Source organism: Pseudosulfitobacter sp. SM2401, assembly GCF_042932805.1.
GTDB lineage: Bacteria > Pseudomonadota > Alphaproteobacteria > Rhodobacterales > Rhodobacteraceae > Ascidiaceihabitans.
Genome location: NZ_CP170633.1, coordinates 3372884 through 3392265, shown reverse-complemented (window position 1 = coordinate 3392265; position 19382 = coordinate 3372884). Strand labels below are relative to the sequence as shown.

The window sequence follows — 19382 nt, the reverse complement described above, 5'->3', positions numbered from 1 at the left end:
CTAGTGCGCCTCGGCCCAATTCGCGCCCTGGCCTGCGTCGACGGTTAGTTTCACGTCCAGTTTCACGACCGGATCGTTCGCGTTTTCCATGACCTCGCGAGCGGCACCGATCAAGTCATCTACGGCAGCGTTGTCGACCTCGAACAGCAGTTCATCGTGGACCTGCAACAGCATCGCGGCGGGGATATTTTTGATCGCGTCGGGCATGCGGATCATGGCGCGGCGAATGACGTCTGCGGCGGTGCCTTGGATCGGCGCGTTGATCGCGGCGCGGGCGGCAAATCCGGCGTGTGGTCCTTTGGCCCCGATGTTTGGCGTGTGGATTTTGCGCCCGAACAATGTCTGCACAAACCCATGCTCTTTGGCGAACGCCTTGGTGTCGTCCATGTAGGTGCGGATGCCCGGGAATCGTTCGAAATAGCGGTCGATGAACCCTTGGGCCTCGGCGCGCGGGATGCGCAAATTGCGCGCCAAACCAAAGGCGGAAATGCCGTAGATGACACCAAAGTTGATGCCCTTTGCCTGGCGTCTGATGTCAGGGGTCATCTGATCCAATGGCACGTCGAACATCTCGGATGCGGTCATGGCGTGAATGTCGTGACCGTCTGCAAACGCTTGTTTTAGCGCAGGAATATCGGCGATGTGGGCAAGGATGCGCAGTTCGATTTGTGAATAATCCAGCGCAACTAACGTCTTGCCCGGCTCTGCGATAAAGGCCTCGCGAATGCGGCGCCCTTCTTCGGAACGGATCGGGATATTTTGCAGGTTTGGATCGGTCGAGGCCAGCCGTCCTGTCGATGCACCGGCGATAGAATAGGACGTGTGAACGCGGCCTGTGTCGGGGTTAATGTGGTCCTGCAACGCGTCTGTGTAGGTCGATTTCAGCTTGGCCAATTGGCGCCAATCGAGCACGCGACCGGGCAAAACATGTTCGGTCGCGAGGTCCTCTAGAACGTCTGCGCCGGTGGCGTATTTTCCGGTTTTGCCCTTTTTGCCGCCCTCAAGGCTCATTTCGTCAAACAGGATTTCTCCGACTTGCGCGGGGGATCCGACGTTGAACTTGCGGCCAACCAATTCATAGATTTCATCCTCTAGCCCCGCCATCTTTTGGGCAAACGCATTGGACATCCGCGACAGCGTATCACGATCAACTTTGATGCCGGATCGTTCCATTCCCGCCAGCACTGGGACCAAGGGGCGTTCGAGTGTTTCGTAGACACGCGTGACCTTTGATACGTGCAATTGCGGTTTGAACATCTGCCACAGGCGCAGGGTGATATCGGCGTCCTCAGCCGCGTAGGGCACCGCCTGTTCCAGCGGGACCGCGTCAAACGTGCGCGCCGATTTACCAGAGCCTAACAAGGGTTTTATCGGGATCGGCACGTGGCCCAAATAGCGTTCCGACAAAGAATCCATGCCATGATTGTGCAGGCCGCCGTGCATCACATACGACATCAGCATCGTGTCATCGATGGGGGCGACATTGATGCCGATTTGGGCAAAAATCTTGGTGTCGTATTTCATGTTTTGCCCGATTTTCAGAATACTTTCATCCTCAAGCATCGGGGTCAAAAGGCGCAAGGCATCCTCAATCGCGATCTGCCCGGGCGCAAGCGTATCGTCAGAAAACAGATCATCGCCGCCCGCGATTTTGTGGATCAGCGGGATGTAGCAGGCGTGGCCGGCGTCAACACACAGCGAAATTCCGACCAGATCGGCGGTCATTTCATTCAGGCCAGTTGTCTCGGTATCGACGGCGACATGGCCGCGTGAATAGATCAGGTCGATCCATTTTTGCAGGCCTTCAAGGTCGCCGACTTGCTCGTATTTTGCCTGATCAAACGGGATGGCTTCGACGTCTGGCACGTCCGGTGATTTGTCCTCGATCACGGGGGCTTTGACGCCCAATTGATCGGCAATGCGTTTGGTCAGCGTGCGAAACTCCATCTCTGCCAGAAACGGCATCAGGACGTCCGGATCGGGTTCGCGAACCTCCATATCGTCGATGGTGAATGGCAAAACCATGCCTTCGTCCAGCTGCACAAGCGTGCGCGACAGGCGGATTTGATCGGCGTGATTGATCAAGGTTTCACGGCGCTTGGGTTGCTTGATTTCGCCTGCGCGTTCCAGCAATGCGTCCAGATCCCCGTATTCGTTGATCAGCAACGCGGCGGTTTTCACGCCAATTCCGGGGGCACCGGGCACGTTATCGACACTATCGCCAGCCAGCGCCTGCACGTCGACAACCCGTTCGGGATAGACGCCAAATTTCTCGTGCACACCGTCGCGGTCAATGCGTTTGTTTTTCATCGCGTCGAACATTTCAACACCGTCACCGACCAGTTGCATCAGATCCTTGTCCGAGCTGATGATGGTACAGCGGCCACCCAGATTGCGCGCTTGAACGGCCAAAGTGGCGATAATGTCGTCGGCCTCAAAGCCTTCGATTTCCTCGCAGGCGATGTTGAACGCGCGGGTTGCATCACGGGTCAGCGGCATTTGCGGGCGCAAATCTTCGGGCATCGCCTCGCGGTTGGCTTTGTACTGGTCGTATAAATCGTTGCGGAACGTGTGGCTGCCTTTGTCGAAAATCACCGCGACGTGGGTGGGCGCGTCGGTGCCGGTGTTGCCCTCGACGTAGCGCTGTAACATGTTGCAAAAACCGGCGACCGCCCCGATGGGTGCGCCGTCAGATTTGCGCGTCAAAGGCGGCAGCGCGTGGTAGGCGCGAAAGATGAACGCAGAGCCGTCGATCAGGTGCAAATGGCACCCTTTGCCGAATGTCGAAGTGGTCATGTCGTCTGCCCCGCGCTGATCATATGCGCGCTAACTATCTCGCATCCGAACGCCCGCCGCAATCACGGCTTTGGGGTTTTGCAACATGATTCAGTGTTTGTTAGGCAAAGTCCAAATCCAGACTGTTAAAGATGATCGAAATCAGGATCAAACCGACCACCATCATCACCAGCCAGATGGCAAATTGAAACGCCAGCGCTGTCAGACCCAATGCCGCCGCCGCAGTTGCCACGCGCCGTTTTTCCTTTAGCACATAGGCCACAGCCGCCAGAACAATCGCGAATACTGACGCAACAGCCGCAGCAACTCGCAAAACCGCGTCAATATCCCAAACTTTTGGAACAGGTGCGGGTTGCGGTTGGTTCAGGAATTCGCGGGTGGCCGATTTGGCAATCTTTGCAGCGATTTCGCCCAGACTGACGTCAATGTGCTGCTGTGGGGCAAACGGCCCGGCAAAGAAATGCACAACCGCAATGCCCAGACCAACTGCGCCCAAGCCCATGCCGAGGTGTCCATATTTTTGCATTGATCCAGTCATCGCACGGCCCCTTGGTCTCACAAAAGTGACCTCACAAAGGTGGTGTCACATACGGGGCATAACAAAAAAATCGGGCAACAGTTGGGCGGCTTTTGGGCGCCCTAAAGGCCGGGGTGGCTCAAGCCATTTTATCGACGCTGTCGGCAAAATCCGTGTGCACGTATTTGCAGTCGCAGTACGGGCATTCGACCCAGCCGGTGTCTGTGTCGATTTGCAGCCAAACGCGGGGGTGTCCACCGACGCCGCCATCACAAGCGATGCGATACTTGTCCACGATTTTTGTCTCTGGTGCTGGCAGGGTCATGGGCGCGTCCTTAGAAATGGCGAAAGTCGTGCGCCTGTAGTGCCACCCCTAGGCGTCGCGATCAATACGCAATTGATAGCAATTGTTCCGGGCAGAGCGGGCGTGCACATAGGCGATCTGCGGATTTTCAAAGGTGGTTTGCAGATAGACGGACATGTCGGACGGACGGACAATCGCGCCGGTGCCATAAACGATCCTGTCATCCGCGCTGTAGCCTTTCAGCAGGTAATCGGGCGAGGTGGTCAGGATGTCCGGCAACGCCTGTCCGCCACCTTGCGCGCAGGCATCCGCGCATAAAAACAGCGGCCCGACTTCGGCATAGGGATGCGTGCCCTCGAATGGTTTGTGCGCCAGAACAAGCATCTCTGCCCCCTCGGGAATATTTTTCAGACAGTGTCGACACGGATTGCCTGAACCGTTCGAAATGTGCCGCTCGGGCGGGTTCCCGTGGGCGTCTTTTGCGCCGTTGCGGTAGGCGGTGACGATGTCGGTGGGCATGGCGGTGAATGTTGGCATGTGCGGTCTCCTTGTTGGGTGCATCGTTCCAGAATTGTTGACGTTCCGGCAACCCGAATGCTGCGCATTGACGCGTATTTAGAATCAGAACAAAATAGGAACATTGCGAATCCCCTAATCGATTGTGCCCATGTTCACCGAACTGTCGATCATGTCGAATTTCACCTTTCTCACCGGGGCGTCGCACCCCGAGGAATTCATGACGCGCGCCGCCTTGCTGGGGATGGAGGGTATTGCGATCGCCGATGACAATTCGGTGGCGGGGATTGTGCGGGCGCACACGCAGGCGCGCAAGATCAAGCGGCAGGTACAAGAGCGGCGGGATTGGGATGCGAGTTATGGGTTGATCGGGCCGCCTTGTCCTGAGGCGTTTGCGGCCCCCATCGAGGGGATCGGCCTAAAGGCGACGCCGCGTTTGATCCCTGCTGCGCGACTGGTGTTTCAGGACGCGCCGCCCGTGACGGTGTTGCCGATGGATCGGACGGGATGGGGAAACCTGTGCCGGATCCTGTCCAAGGGCCGATTGGCGGCGGACAAAGGCAGCTGTGATTTGGCGCTCAGCGATCTCGAGGAATTTAGCGATGGGTTGCAATTGGTCCTGTGGCCACACGCGCAAACACAGGCGGGCGACGCAGGGGCATGGCAGCGTGCCGCGAAACGGTTGATGCGTCGTTTTTCGGGGCGGATGCATGTGCTTATGGCACCGCAGTATGACGGGCGCGACGGTCAGCGATTTGCGCGATTGCAGGCTCAGGCTGACGCGTTGGGGTTGCCCACATTGGCCAGCGCTGCCCCGCGCATGCATCACGGTGCGCGGCGTAAACTGGCGGACGTGATGACGGCTATTCGGACCAGCACGCGGGTGGATGATCTGGGGCGTGGGGCCATGGTCAACGGTGAACGTCGCATGCGCAGCGCGCCCGAAATGCAACGTATCTTTGCAGGGTTTGAACCTGCCATCGCACGCAGCCACACCCTTGCCCAATCGCTGTCGTTCTCCTTGGATCAGTTGCGCTACGAATACCCGTCCGAAGCGGCTGCGGGCGAAACCCCCACCGCGCGCCTTCGTCGTTTGGCGTATGAGGGGCTCGATTGGCGCTATCCTGCGGGCGCATCTGCGCACGTCCGCCAGCTGCTTGAGCACGAGCTGACCCTGATCGGCAAGCTGGCGTACGAACCCTATTTCCTCACTGTGCGCGACATCGTGGCCTTTGCCCGTTCGCGCAATATCCTGTGCCAGGGGCGCGGATCAGCCGCCAATTCCGTCGTGTGCTACTGTCTTGGCGTCACGTCTGTTTCCCCCGAAATCGGCACCATGGTGTTCGAACGTTTCGTCTCCGAGGCCCGCGACGAACCCCCTGACATCGACGTTGATTTCGAACACGAGCGGCGCGAAGAAGTCATCCAGCACATCTACGAAACCTACGGGCGTCACCGCGCCGGCCTGTGCGCCACCGTCGTCCACTATCGGGGCAAACGCGCCATCCGCGAAGTCGGCCGTGCCATGGGTCTGTCCGAAGACACGATTTCCGCCATGTCATCACAGTTGTGGGGGTTCTTTTCCACCAAAGGGATCGAGGCCGCGCGCCTTGCGGAAATCGGCCTTGATGCCAATGACAAACGCCTGCGCCAGACGCTGGAACTGGTGCATGAAATCGAAGGTTTCCCCCGCCACCTGTCCCAACATGTCGGCGGATTTATCATCACCGAAGGGCGGCTCGACGAACTTGTTCCCATCGAAAATGCCACGATGGAAGGGCGCACCGTGATCTGCTGGGACAAGGATGACATCGACACGCTGGGCATTCTCAAGGTCGATGTTTTGTCGCTCGGCATGCTGACGTGCATCCGCAAAGCGTTCGATTTGATGCAGATGCACCACCGGCTGGATTACACGCTGGCGACGCTGCCCGCCGAAGATCCGGTGGTCTACGACATGCTGTGTCGCGCCGATAGCGTGGGTGTGTTTCAGGTCGAATCCCGGGCGCAAATGAACTTTTTGCCACGCATGCGCCCGCGCACGTTTTACGATCTGGTGATCGAGGTGGCGATCATTCGGCCCGGCCCTATTCAGGGCGACATGGTGCACCCCTACATCCGGCGCAGGAACGGCGAAGAAGAGGTCAGCTTTCCCTCCGATGCGCTGGGCAAAGTGCTTGGCAAAACGCTGGGTGTGCCGCTGTTTCAGGAACAAGCGATGCAGATTGCGATCGTCGGGGCCGGGTTCACGCCGGAACAGGCCGACCGGCTTAGGCGTTCGCTTGCGACGTTCAAAAAGCACGGCAACGTCAGTGAATTTCGCGCGCTGTTCCTGCGGGGGATGCAGCGCAACGGCTACGATTCCGACTTTGCGGAACGCTGCTTTTCCCAGATCGAAGGGTTCGGCAGCTACGGTTTTCCCGAAAGCCACGCGGCCTCGTTTGCGCTGCTGGTTTACGCAAGCTCGTGGATCAAATGCCACCACCCCGGCATCTTTGCCTGCGCCCTGCTGAACAGCCAGCCGATGGGGTTTTACGCGCCCGCGCAAATCGTGCGCGACGCCCGCGAACACCACGTCGACGTGCGCCCGATCTGCATCAACAACAGCTTTTGGGACAACGCGATGGAACCCGACGGGCTTGGCGGCTTGGCGCTGCGCCTTGGGTTTCGCCAGATCAAAGGCCTGTCAGAGGAAGATTCGTCGTGGATCACAGCGTCGCGCGGCAACGGCTATCAACATTTGCGCGATGTGTGGCGGCGCGCAGGTGTCGCCCCCAACGTCGTTGAACGATTGGCCGAAGCGGACGTGTTCGCAGCCCTCAACCTCAACCGGCGCGAGGCCCTCTGGGAGGCAAAAGCCCTATCCCCGGGGCCAATTTTACCGCTATTTGCCAATGACATCGACGGCGAGGTCGTGGACGAACCCACAGCCCTACTGCCCGAAATGACCATGGGCGAACACGTGGTCGAGGATTACGTGGCCATGCGGTTAACCCTAAAATCCCACCCCGTCGCGCTGCTGCGCCACCTGCTGACACCGCCGCCCAAACGGCAAGAAAAAGCCACCAAATTCTAAGCCCTTCACCCCAACCACCAGACCAGATAAAAGACCCGCAAAACAAATCCAAAGGCGCACGCAGTTATGCCCACCCCGAAACCTGTCGTTCTTTGCATCCTTGATGGCTGGGGTCTGTCTGATGTGCGCACCGGCAACGCGCCGGCGCTGGCAAACACACCCAACATGGACCGCATTTTGGGCAGCTGTCCGAACGCGACGTTGATCACCCACGGTCCCGACGTCGGCCTGCCGTCGGGGCAAATGGGCAACTCTGAAGTCGGGCACACGAACATTGGCGCGGGCCGTGTGGTGGCGATGGATCTGGGTCAAATCGATCTGGCAATCGAAGACGGTAGCTTTTTCGACAACGCCGCGATTCTGGATTTCGCGCGCAAGGTGAAAGCAGAAAACGGCACGGCGCATCTGATTGGTCTGACCTCCAAAGGCGGGGTCCACGCGCACCAAGATCACATGTTTGCCGCCGCCAAATTGCTGACAGAACAGGGCGTCCCTGTCGCGATCCACGTGATCACCGACGGGCGCGATGTGGCCCCGACCCAAGCGTCCAGCGACATTCAGATCGTAGAGCGGTCCAAACCCTCAGGGGCGCTTGTCGCTACAGTCAGCGGGCGCTATTTCGCAATGGATCGCGACAACCGTTGGGACCGTGTCGAAAAGGCGTGGCGCACCATGGTTTTGGCGGACGGCGACGTGTTGCTAGACGCCCAAGACGGCATCGCGACCTGCTACGATCTGGACCAAACGGATGAATTCATCGACCCCTTTGTGGTCGAAGGTTACGGCGGCATGAAAGACGGCGACGGCGTCTTTTGCCTGAACTTCAGGGCCGACCGCGCGCGCGAATTGATGTCGGCCATTGGCGACCCTGATTTCGACGCTTTTGATGTCACTGGCCGCCCCCGTTTCGCAGCTGTTCTTGGCATGGTGGACTATTCGAAAACCCACGACGGTTTCATGACCGCTGCCTACCCCAAGGCCGACATTCCCAACACGCTTGGGGCCTGGGTTGCAGCACACGGAAAGACCCAATTCCGCCTTGCAGAGACTGAAAAATACCCTCACGTGACATTTTTCCTGAATGGCGGCGTCGAGGCACCAGCCCCCGCCGAAGACCGTTTTATGCCGCTGTCCCCACGGGTTGCGACCTACGATTTGCAGCCCGAAATGTCGTGCCCCGAAGTCACAGATCAATTCGTTGCGGCCATCGAAAAGGGCTACGATTTGATCGTCACCAATTACGCCAATCCTGACATGGTCGGGCACACCGGCGATCTGGATGCGGGCATTGCGGCCTGCGAGGCAGTTGACGCCGGATTGGGCCGCGTGCTGCAAGCCCTTGATGCGGCAGGTGGCGCGATGATCGTCACCGCAGATCACGGCAATTGCGAGATGATGATCGACCCCGAAACCGGCGGGCCACACACGGCGCACACGCTGAACCCGGTGCCTGTCGCGCTGATCGGCGGACCGGATGGGGCCACGTTAAACGCCGGGCGATTGGCCGATCTTGCCCCGACGTTGTTGCATTTGATGGGGCTTGAAACGCCGCCGGAAATGACCGGAAAGAACCTGATCGCATGAAGATTTTTGCGGCCATAACACTTGCCATGACGCTGGCAGTTCCTGCGGCGGCCCAAGACGTCGCGACCCAAGCACGCGCTGCTGCAACTCAGCTTGCTGATGCCTCGGCCAAACTGGAAAAAGCCGAAGGCGCGCGCAACCGCGTCAAGGCGCTGTCGGAAACTGTGCGCGCCTACGAGGCGGGGCTGACGGCGATGCGCGACGGTCTGCGCCGCGTGGTCCTGCGCGAAGAACAACTAAGCCGCAAGTTGCAAGCCTCGGACGGTGAAATCGCGCAATTCCTCGGCGTGCTGCAATCGGTTGGTGCGAACCCGTCGCCCACCGCATTTTTCCACCCCCAAGGGCCAACCGGCACCGCGCGCGCCGGCATGTTACTGGCCGAATTGACGCCAGCCCTGAATGCAAAAGCCGGGCTGTTGCGCAAAGACCTGCAAGAGGTGCAAATCTTGCGCTCTCTGCAACAGGACGCCGCTGACCAACTGCAAATCGGGCTGTCCGATGTGCAACGCGCCCGTGTGTCGCTGAACCGCGCAATGGCCGAACGCACCGATTTACCCAAACGGTTCACCGAAGATCCGGTGCGCACCGCCATCCTGATTTCCTCGACCGAAACACTGACGGGCTTTGCCAGTGGGCTGTCCGAAATCACGCTTGATGATCAAGGCGTTGACCTGCCGCCCCTTGATGACCGTATCGGCGGGCTGGTTTTGCCGGTCCAAGGCATCGTTCTGCGCGCCGCAAACGAGGCAGACGCCGCAGGCATCAAACGCCCCGGCATGATTATAGCCACCCGCGCAGGCGCGCTGGTCACAACGCCCACAGCCGCCACAATCCGCTATCTTGGCCCCCTGCTGGATTACGGCAACGTCGTGATTCTAGAACCGCAATCGGACACGTTATTTGTCTTTGCCGGCCTCGACGTTACCTATGGGGCGGCAGGGCAGGTCATCGCCGAAGGCACGCCTTTGGGTTTGATGGGCGGGCTAAGTGCCGAAAACAACGCGACTTCCGCATCAACAGATGGTGATGGGGCTGGCAATGGGCGAACGGAAACGCTCTATATAGAAGTAAGACAACAAAATGTTCCTCAGGACCCCGCATCGTGGTTCCGGACTGACAAGGATGGATAGACAGTGAAGAAGTTCGTGATGGCCGCAGTAGGTGGCACTTTGGCAGGTGTATTGGCGACGACGCAAATCGCAGGTCCGCTGCTTGCTCAGGAAACCAAAAAAGACGCCGGCGTTTATGAACAGCTTGACCTGTTCGGCGATATTTTTGAACGCATCCGCAGTCAGTACGTCGAAGAAGTCGACACCAGCGATCTGATCGAAGCCGCGATTGACGGCATGCTGACCTCGCTTGATCCGCACTCTAGCTACCTGTCGCCCGACGATGCCGCATCGATGCGTGTGCAAACGCGTGGTGAATTCGGCGGTCTTGGCATCGAAGTGACCCAAGAAGAAGGGTTCGTCAAAGTTGTCTCGCCCATGGATGGCACCCCTGCCGACGAGGCGGGCATGCAAGCGGGCGATTTTATCACGCACGTTGACGGCGAAAGCCTGCTGGGCCTGACGCTGGACGAAGCGGTTGGCAAAATGCGCGGCCCTGTTGGCGCCGAAATCATCATCACCGTTGTGCGCGAAGGCGAAAGCGAACCGTTTGACGTGTCGCTCATTCGTGCGACCATCGAATTGCAAGCGGTCCGTTCGCGCACCGAAGGCGAAACCGTGGTTTTGCGCGTCACCACGTTCAACGACAAAACCACACCGAACCTGACCGAACAGCTGGCCGAAAAAGTCGAAGAGCTGGGCGGCATGGACGCGGTCAACGGCTTTGTCATCGATCTGCGCAACAACCCGGGCGGCTTGTTGACCCAAGCGATCCGCGTGTCGGATGCGTTCCTGGAAGAAGGCGAAATCGTCTCGACCCGTGGGCGCAACCCAGAGGAAGGCGATCGTTTCAACGCAACACCGGGTGATCTGGCCATGGGCAAACCGGTTGTGGTTTTGATCAACGGCGGCTCTGCGTCGGCGTCTGAAATCGTTGCGGGCGCGTTGCAAGACCACCGTCGCGCCATCGTCATCGGCACCAAAAGCTTTGGCAAAGGATCGGTTCAAACCATCATGCCACTGCGCGGCGAAGGCGCGATGCGCTTGACCACGGCGCGCTACTACACGCCGTCGGGTCGTTCGATCCAGTCGCTGGGTGTGTCGCCAGACATCATCGTCGAACAACCGCGCCGCACGGCCGAAGCCGATGATGACGAGGCGCGTCCAGCACGCACCGAAGCATCGTTGCGCGGCAGCCTGAACAACGACAGCCTGACCGACGACGAGATCGAACAGATCGAAGCGGATCGCGAAAAGGCCGAGACCGCCGCGTCGCTGCGCGAGGACGATTATCAACTGGCCTACGCCATCGATATCCTCAAAGGTCTGAGCGCGCTTGGTCCAAAAAACTAAGTCCGAAAAACTGATCTGACTTACAGTCAAAACAAACCCTCGCATGCAAACATGCGGGGGTTTTCTGTGTCAAAACCACGCGGATTAACCCTTTTGCCAAGGGTTTGTTAAGTGTTCGGCAAAACTGCTCAGTTTTCGGCGAAATCTGTACAATTTTACAAATTCACATGGTTTTAGGGGCAAATCATGCAGGTCAAACTGCACAGATTTCGGGGATAACTGCGCAGTTTTTTGATCCAAACACCGCTAACAGCCCGCCAGAATCACGGTTAACGCAGCGCCCGTTGGGTGTTTGACCCGCTCAGGATGTCTCGACGCAATGGCGACGGAAGGCGCGTTTCAGCATGTCCAATTCGGCGCGCAGCAGCTCCACTTCGACGCGCATATCGTCGCCCAATGCCTCGCCTGCGATCAGGGTAAAATAGCCCAAACGCTCGCTGTTAATCTGGTCGGTAATGACAAAAGTTTGCACCCCGTCAGCAATCGCCTCAGCCGGAATTGGCACCTTGAGAACCCAGGCACCATCGTTTTCAGTCAGGTCAAAATCGGGCACTGGTTTGTCCAGATGCGTGACCTTGATTTGCGGCACACCAGCTTCGGAATTTGTTATCACGCCTTCCCAAACGCCGCGGCGCATACGGGTGGCTGTCAGAGTCAATGTGGTCATGTTTTTCTCCTACAGCGGGGGGTCAAAGGGCGGCACGGGGGCGACGCGAGAACGTCAGATCCCGCAGGATCACCTGGTTCATTTCCGGCCCCTCAAAGATCAAATCGATCCACGCCCGTTCCACCCGTTTTTCGTTCAGGTTGGAATAGGCGAGGTCGAATTCGACCATAATATCTTCTTCGTGCAAGGGCAGTTCGCGCACGATTTGTTCGGTGTTCGGCCCGTGACGAATGTTCAGACGGGCAAAAATTTCGAGCGGTTTTTCCATCTCGACGATGCAGTTCATCCGCAGCAAATGCGTACGTTTTAACGCGTTTGTCGCATCTGTCGGCAGGTCGATAACCAGCGACAAAAACGAGCCGTCAAATTTGAAAACATCCATGCGCAAACCGTAGGGCGCAAGGTCTGCTTCACGCAGGTTTCGCAACTGGCGCAGGGTCAGTTCAGATAGGTTACAGTCATGAAATAGCGTGACTTCTTCGCCCAGCATCGACTTGGTTTGCACTGACGACATGCCCGGCGTAGGCAGGGGACCGCGCCACAGTTCCGGGCGCCATGCCCAGTCCGCATTGTGGGGGCGTGGAAAACTGGTCGACCCGATTACAGGCAACGCCAACCGTTCATCCGCACGGTGGATCAGGCGATCCAGATGGGTGCGCAACAGCCGTGCCGCTGACCGGTTTTGACGCAAGCTTGCTAGGTTTGCCTTGGCTGCATTACGCGCCGCGCGCGCCCAACGGCGCATTGCCCGGCGATGCGATAGCTTGTCCAATATGTTGAGTGATTTTTCCGCCATAACCCCTGAGTGTACTGTTTCCGGTTTGGATACAATCTACTGAAAAGGTTTCACTCAAATAAACCCGTAAGTGTGGCAGCCAATCCTTTTTTTGGATTTGTGGCTTTGGGCGGTATTCCCGTGGCGACAGATGTGGCCACAGATGCGCTTTGGGTGGCGTTGATCATGCTGCGGATCATGCTGCGTCCCTCGTTGCTCAAGGCGGGGCTTTGGGCCGGTGCAAACAGTGCGATACTTAGGTCAGTGCGGTTGATTTGGGTCACCGCGCGCCAGTGGTTTTTTGACAGGTCGCCTTTGGGGCTGGTTGCCGTTGCGCGCGCCAGTTCCACGCCCTTGACGTCGAACCGTTCTCCGAGGCTTGTGGCATCTGCGGCCTGCGCCACGGATGACAATGACAACGCGGGGCCGATCGATGCGGCCAAACTGACCGTCATCACGCCCAAAGGTGCATCAAGGGCTCCGTTTTTGCCGCCCAACGTGTCACAGCGCGCCAGCAGCGCAAAGTTCTGCTTGAGGCTTCGCGGATCAATGCAATAGCCCGACGGCGGGACCAAAGTCACGGCCCCGCGCATCATCTGTGCTTGGGTCAAAGGTGCCGGTCCGGAGGCGCTAGCGCCTTGCTTTGTTTGCAAAAAACCTAGCTCGGTGCCTTCGGTACAGGCCGACAGCGTTGCCACCATCAGCCCAAGACAGGCAGCCTTACAGATCCCAGTATTCATGACGCTCGTCGCGGGCACCGGGGTGGGTTACCGCCCCTTTGTAAGCGCCGCCAACCAGCTGCGCGTATTTCCAGAGCGCGCCTGCGCCATAGATCGTCTCGCGCATGCCGGGCCACGCCGCTTTGCGTTCCGCCAATTCGTCATCCGTCAGGGCGACGTTGATCGTCCCTTCGATGGCGTTGATTGTGATGACGTCGCCGGTGTTCAGCAGTGCAATCGGGCCGCCGTGTGCCGCCTCTGGGCCCACGTGACCCACGCAGAAACCGCGTGTCGCGCCGCTAAAACGACCATCGGTGATCAGCGCAACTTTCTTGCCCATGCCTTGACCGGACAGGGCGGCTGTGGTCGCCAACATTTCGCGCATACCGGGGCCGCCTGCGGGGCCTTCGTTGCGGATGACAAACACGTCGCCTTCTTCGTAGGTGCGGTCTTGGACGGCTTGAAAGGCGTCTTGTTCGCATTCAAAAACCCGTGCCGGGCCGGTGAAAATCTGGTGCTGTGGCTCGATGCCTGCAACTTTTACAATTGCGCCCTCGGGGGCGACGTTGCCCTTTAGACCAACAACGCCGCCGGTTTTTGTCAGGGGTTCCGCAACCGAGTGGATGACTTTGCCATCTGCTTGACGGGTAATTTTGTCCAACTCTTCGCCCATGGAATAGCCGGTGACTGTCATGCAATCTTCGTGGATCAGACCGGCTTTGCGCAGCTCGTTCATCACGACGGGAACGCCGCCAGCTTCGTACAAATCCTTGGCGACGTATTGGCCGCCGGGTTTCATGTCTACGAAATACGGCGTGTCGCGGAAAATCTCGCAGACGTCATCGAGGAAGAAATCGATGCCAGCCTCGTGCGCCATTGCGGGCAGATGCAAACCACCGTTTGTAGAGCCGCCTGTGCAGGCCACGATGCGGGCTGCGTTTTCCAGCGATTGGCGTGTGACGATGTCACGGGCGCGGATGTTTTTCTCGATCAGGTTCATGACCGCAGCACCGGATGCTTGGGCGTATTCGTCACGGGATTCGTAGGGTGCAGGGGCACCGGATGAATTCGGCAACGCAAGGCCGATCGCCTCGGACACACAGGCCATCGTGTTGGCGGTGAACTGACCACCACAGGCACCAGCGGTCGGGCAGGCCACACGTTCCAGAACTTCTAGCGCGGCCTCGGACATCGTGCCGTTTTGATAGTTGCCAACAGCCTCGAACATGTCCTGAACCGTCAGATCGCGATCTGCGAAATCGGCAGGCACGTCAGCACCTTTTGGCGCACGACCGGGCAGGATCGACCCGCCGTACAGAAACACGGACGGCACGTTCAGACGGATCATCGCCATCATCATGCCGGGTAGGGATTTGTCGCAACCCGCGAGGCCCACCAGCGCGTCATAGCAGTGGCCGCGCATGGTCAGCTCGACCGTGTCGGCAATCGCCTCGCGTGAGGCCAAGGATGACCGCATGCCCTCGTGGCCCATCGCGATGCCGTCGGTAACGGTGATCGTGGTGAATTCACGCGGCGTGCCTTGGGCACCGGCAACGCCAACTTTGACCGATTGCGCCTGACGGTTCAGGGCAATGTTACAGGGGGCAGCTTCGTTCCAGCAGGTGGCAACGCCGACCAATGGCTGGTGAATTTGCTCTTCTGTCATGTTCATCGCGTAGTAATACGACCGGTGCGGCGCGCGTGCGGGCCCTTCGGTTACATGACGGCTTGGCAATTTGGATTTGTCGAACTTACCCTGAGACATCGGTTCTCTCCCCTTCGAAACTCTGGCGAAACATTTGGTTTGGCATACCCAAGCGCGCGCGCGCCTGCAAGAACGGATCAAAGGCCAGCGGTTTTTGCAGGCGTATAGAACTTGTATTGTAACGGCGGTGTGACTAATTTCGACACTCACGGCAGGTCTATTTCGGCGTGTCCCTGCACTGGATTGCACCCATGGAACCGACCCTCTTTTCATTCATCTGGAAATATTCGAAACGCGAGCAATTGATGTTGCTGGCAGTGACGCTGATTTCCTTCCCGCTTTTGTACGTCACGCTTGAGTTGCCAAAGCGGATCATCAACGACGCCATTGGTGCAACCAGCGATACGATTGTGGTCTGGGGCAATAGCTTTAGCCAAACCCAGTTTTTGCTGGCGCTGTGCTTTGGCTATCTCGGATCAGTGCTGGTGCACGGGCTGATCAAGATGCGCCTGAACACAATGAAGGGTGTGGTGGCCGAACGCTTGCTGCGCCGCTTTCGTTTTGGGCTGATCGAACGGATGATGCGGTTTCCGCGCAGCTATTTCCAAGCCACATCGCAAGGCGAACTGGTCGCGATGGTCACATCCGAGGCCGAACCGATGGGTGGCCTGATGGGCGATGCGGTCGCGCAGCCCGTGTTTCAGCTGGGTCAAATGTTGATCATTGTGATCTTTTTGTTTCTGCAATCGGTGTGGTTCGGCCTGGCGGGGATCGCGCTGATCCCGCTGCAGGCCTACATCATTCCGCTGCTGCAACGCCAAATCAATTTGCTGAACAAGGATCGCATCAAAGAGGTGCGTGGCCTTGCCGCAGAGATCGGCGAAACCGCCGCGGGCATCACCGATCTGCGCACCAATGGCGGGCTGCGGTATCGCTTGGCTGTGTTCACCGATCGCTTGGGGCGGCTGTTTGAAATTCGCTACAAAATCTACAACAAAAAGTTTTTTATGAAGTTTCTCAACAACTTCATCACCCAGCTGACCCCGTTCTTTTTCTACCTCGTTGGTGGCTATCTGGCCATTCGTGGCGACATTACCGTTGGTGCGCTGGTGGCTGCGCTGGCGGCATACAAAGACCTGTCTAGCCCGTGGAAAGAACTGCTGACCTACTACAATCAAGTGCAAGACATGTCCCTGCGTTGGGACATCGTGACAGAGCGGTTCCAACCTAAAGGCATGGTGGCAGAAGAACTATTCGTGGGCGCGCCTGCCGACATGCCACACCTGCGCGGCGCGGTTGAACTGGATCACGTGACCCTGCGCACAGCGTCCGGAAACACGCTGCTTGAGGACATCAATCTGACGATCCCGCACGGCTCTCGCGTGGCGATCAAAGTGACCAACCAAACCGAACGGACCGCTCTGGCAGAGCTGCTGACGCGTGAAGTGAACCCGACGCGCGGCACCGTGCGGATTGCAGACCACGACCTGTCCGGCCTGCATCAAGCGGTGATTGCTGCGCGCATCGGATACGCCCATTCGCGACCTTATTTGTTTGACGGCACGCTGGGCAGCAACCTGATGATGCCGCTGATGACCTCGCCCAAAACGATCCTGTGGGACCCTGACAAACGCGACCGGTTCGCCAATGAATCTGAACGCTCAGGCAACAGCCCCGACAGTCTGCGCGCAGATTGGCTTGATCCGGCGTTGGCTGATTTGTCAGACGCCGTGGCCATCCGAAAATGGTGGTTTGAACTGGTCACCGCGATGGGCATCGATGAATTCATGTTCCAACGTATGTTGGGCGCGCGCATCGATGCAAAGCTGCATCCACAGCTTGCCCGTGCCGTGGTCGGGCTGCGTGATGAGGTGCACAAACGCATTGTCGCGGCCGGGTTAAATGACGTGGTGTTCCGGTTTGATCCTGAAACATTCAATCCAGCGGTGCCGTTGGGTGGCAACCTGCTGTTCGCGTCGCCTTTGGCTGAAATCAGTCAGGAACGACTGGCCGCGGAAAAGAATTTTCTGGCGATGATCCTTGATCAGGGATTGGCCGAACAAGGCATTGCGATCTCGCAAACGGTCATCGAAACGCTGCACCAAACCTTTGGAATGGACGGTACCAATCACCCGCTTTTCACCGCGCTCGGGATCGAAGAAGACCTGTACGAACGGTTGGTCGACATCGCGACGCGCAGGCGCGAACACGGCGATGGTGCGCTCAGCGAAGACGAATTTTCGCTGCTGCTGACGGTGCCATTTGCCTTTACCGCCGAACAGATCGGGCCCGCCTTTCCAGATAGTTTTAAACAAGATATTCTCAACATTCGCCGCACCAACGCCGAGGGGTTGCGCGCGCGCACCAGAGATATGTTCGTGCCGGTCGCGCCCGAAAATTACCTGCCGCGTCTCACCTTGATGGAAAACGCGCTGTACGGTCGGATTTCTGCATTTGCGGGCAGCAAAACCGAAGACGTGCGCGCCATCGTCACGGATGTTTTGGCGCAGCACGATCTACGCCGCCTTGTTGCAGAAACCATTTTTGATCTGCCCACAGGATTGGGTGGTGCCAATTTGCCGGCAGTTTTTCAGGAACGTGCAGCCTTCAGTCGTGCCGGGATCAAGCGGCCTGATATTCTGGTTCTGGACAAAGCGATTGCCAGCCACGACGCCGAAAGCCGCCGCAAAATGCGCAGCGCGTTGCGCGATATTTTGCCGGATTCAACGTTGATCTTTATGGAAGACAATTTTGAAAACCCCAGCGAATACGACCTGTATGTTGAAATCAAAAACGGTCGGATCGATGGTGTCCAAATGCAAGACAACGATCTGGTTCCTGACGGCGGATCGGATGATCTGCGCAGCAAATTACGCGCGATTTCCCAGACCGACACCTTTGCCAAGCTTGATAGCCGCAACCAACGGCTGCTGGCGTTTGCAGCACAGTGGTACACAGCAAAACCGGGGCAGATGATCTTTGCCAAAGGCGACAAGGCGGACGCTGCTTACTTGTGTGTTGCAGGTGGTGCCCAGTTATTTTTTGCGGATGATGACGGCGAAAAATACGCGGTGTCGTCGGTTGAACCGGGGCGTCTGATCGGCGATCTCGCGATCATCATGAAAGAAGAGCGCAAGGTCGATTTGGTCGCAACAACCGAAACCACATTCCTGCGGATCGGCGCCGAGGAATTCCGCTCTGTCATTGAAAACGACAACTCAGCGCTGTTGACCTTGCTGCAAACCGTCGGCGGGCATTTGCAAAACGCGGCTGAATTGCTGGCCAATGCCGATGTCGATTTGCCTGTCGATCAGGGTCCACCCGCCCCACCTTTGAAAGACATCTGATGTGGAATTTTGAGTACAAAGCGCACACGCATCTGACACGGCCGGCCAAGAAATACTCCGAGCTGTGGCGCCTGATCGTTGGCCTGTTCCTGGGCACCGGAATAGCACTGTTCCTATTCGCGTTCTACAACACGGTGATCGTCAGCACGTTAACCATGCTTGGCCTGTCAGTGGTCCCGCTGGACGGTGATTTTGGCAGCACAGCGACGTCGGTAGTGGTGCTGCTGTCAGGCTTTGCGATGTTCACAACCGCTGTGTTTTTGGTGGTTCTGACGCTGCATCGCCGCCCCATTGGCACGATATTCGGGCCAGTCCGCTTGGTCATTCCGCAGTTTTTGCGGGTCTGCGCGATGATGGGATTGCTGCTGCTCGTGGTCTTTATTTTGCCGCCTTGGGGTTACGGAGAACCGCTGGTTCCGAACCTGCCGCTGGGCAAATGGGTGGCGATTTTGCCGCTGACGCTGCTGGCGGTTCTGATCCAGACCAGCGCCGAGGAAATTCTGTTTCGCGGCTACATGCAGCAGCAACTGGCCGCGCGTTTTAAATCGCCTTTGGTGTGGATGGTTGTACCCTCGGCGATTTTTGCGATCGGGCACTACGACCCCACAAATGCTGGCCAAAACGCGTATGTTCTGGTGATCTGGGCGTTTGTGTTCGGGCTGGCGATGGCGGATTTGACCGCACGTGCCGGCAGCTTGGGGCCAGCGATGGCGGTGCATTTCGTCAACAACGTCTCGGCGCTATTGATTGTGTCCATTCCAGAATCGCTGGACGGAGCCGCGTTGTTTCTGCTGCCCTTTGGCCTACAAGACGTCGAACTGATGCGCGCGTGGCTGCCTGTCGACTTTGCGCTGATCTGTATCAGTTGGCTTGCCGCGCGTCTGGCGATCATGGCTTGATTGCATTTGCCCATC

The 19382-nt window shown here is 58.1% G+C and carries 14 protein-coding genes; 6 read left to right on the top strand and 8 right to left on the bottom strand.

Annotated features, from left to right (window positions below):
- The 4 genes from polA to ACFIO0_RS16635 form a co-directional block, all read right to left on the bottom strand.
- The gene (polA, locus tag ACFIO0_RS16650) at window positions 1-2796 is read right to left on the bottom strand and encodes a DNA polymerase I (RefSeq protein ID WP_390911517.1); all 2796 of its coding nucleotides are present in this window, start codon (window positions 2794-2796) and stop codon (window positions 1-3) included.
- A 100-nt stretch (window positions 2797-2896) separates the two neighbouring features.
- Window positions 2897-3334: a hypothetical protein gene (locus ACFIO0_RS16645; protein WP_390911516.1), complete on the bottom strand. Its 438-nt coding sequence runs from the start codon at window positions 3332-3334 to the stop codon at window positions 2897-2899.
- Window positions 3335-3452: 118 nt separating this feature from the next.
- The gene (locus ACFIO0_RS16640; RefSeq protein ID WP_390911515.1) at window positions 3453-3638 is read right to left on the bottom strand and encodes a zinc-finger domain-containing protein; all 186 of its coding nucleotides are present in this window, start codon (window positions 3636-3638) and stop codon (window positions 3453-3455) included.
- Window positions 3639-3686: 48 nt separating this feature from the next.
- Entirely contained in the window at window positions 3687-4154 is a 468-nt protein-coding gene (locus ACFIO0_RS16635) for a DUF1203 domain-containing protein (protein WP_390911514.1), read from the bottom strand.
- Window positions 4155-4284: 130 nt separating this feature from the next.
- Between ACFIO0_RS16635 and ACFIO0_RS16630 the strand changes: the two genes are divergently transcribed.
- From ACFIO0_RS16630 to ACFIO0_RS16615, 4 genes are all read left to right on the top strand, one after another.
- Window positions 4285-7209, top strand: a complete 2925-nt coding sequence (locus ACFIO0_RS16630) for an error-prone DNA polymerase (RefSeq protein ID WP_390911513.1) — start codon at window positions 4285-4287, stop codon at window positions 7207-7209.
- 66 nt (window positions 7210-7275) lie between these two features.
- Entirely contained in the window at window positions 7276-8793 is a 1518-nt protein-coding gene (gene gpmI, locus ACFIO0_RS16625; protein ID WP_390911512.1) for a 2,3-bisphosphoglycerate-independent phosphoglycerate mutase, read from the top strand.
- Window positions 8790-9923: a peptidoglycan DD-metalloendopeptidase family protein gene (locus ACFIO0_RS16620; RefSeq protein WP_390911511.1), complete on the top strand. Its 1134-nt coding sequence runs from the start codon at window positions 8790-8792 to the stop codon at window positions 9921-9923. The genes gpmI and ACFIO0_RS16620 overlap by 4 nt, the downstream gene beginning before the upstream one ends.
- A 3-nt stretch (window positions 9924-9926) precedes the next feature.
- Window positions 9927-11255 (top strand): S41 family peptidase, encoded by a 1329-nt coding sequence (locus tag ACFIO0_RS16615; protein ID WP_390911510.1) that lies wholly within the window; start codon window positions 9927-9929, stop codon window positions 11253-11255.
- A gap of 301 nt (window positions 11256-11556) precedes the next feature.
- Here the strand turns inward: ACFIO0_RS16615 and ACFIO0_RS16610 are convergent, their stop codons facing one another.
- Genes ACFIO0_RS16610 through ilvD form a run of 4 tightly spaced genes read right to left on the bottom strand, consistent with a single transcriptional unit; the run spans window position 11557 to window position 15181 of the window.
- The gene (locus ACFIO0_RS16610; RefSeq protein WP_390911509.1) at window positions 11557-11922 is read right to left on the bottom strand and encodes a hypothetical protein; all 366 of its coding nucleotides are present in this window, start codon (window positions 11920-11922) and stop codon (window positions 11557-11559) included.
- Window positions 11923-11944: 22 nt separating this feature from the next.
- On the bottom strand, window positions 11945-12718 hold the full coding sequence (locus ACFIO0_RS16605; RefSeq protein ID WP_390911508.1) for a DUF6478 family protein: 774 nt from the start codon (window positions 12716-12718) through the stop codon (window positions 11945-11947).
- Between the two features lie 50 nt (window positions 12719-12768).
- Entirely contained in the window at window positions 12769-13437 is a 669-nt protein-coding gene (locus tag ACFIO0_RS16600; RefSeq protein ID WP_390911507.1) for a hypothetical protein, read from the bottom strand.
- Window positions 13418-15181: a dihydroxy-acid dehydratase gene (gene ilvD, locus ACFIO0_RS16595; RefSeq protein ID WP_390911506.1), complete on the bottom strand. Its 1764-nt coding sequence runs from the start codon at window positions 15179-15181 to the stop codon at window positions 13418-13420. Before ilvD ends, ACFIO0_RS16600 begins: the two co-directional genes overlap by 20 nt.
- A 191-nt stretch (window positions 15182-15372) precedes the next feature.
- Between ilvD and ACFIO0_RS16590 the strand changes: the two genes are divergently transcribed.
- Window positions 15373-18468, top strand: coding sequence for an ABC transporter transmembrane domain-containing protein (locus tag ACFIO0_RS16590; protein WP_390911505.1), 3096 nt, complete (start codon window positions 15373-15375; stop codon window positions 18466-18468).
- A complete protein-coding gene (locus ACFIO0_RS16585; RefSeq protein ID WP_390911504.1) occupies window positions 18468-19367 on the top strand; it encodes a type II CAAX prenyl endopeptidase Rce1 family protein in 900 nt (299 codons plus the stop codon). Before ACFIO0_RS16590 ends, ACFIO0_RS16585 begins: the two co-directional genes overlap by 1 nt.
- Window positions 19368-19382 lie beyond the last annotated feature (15 nt).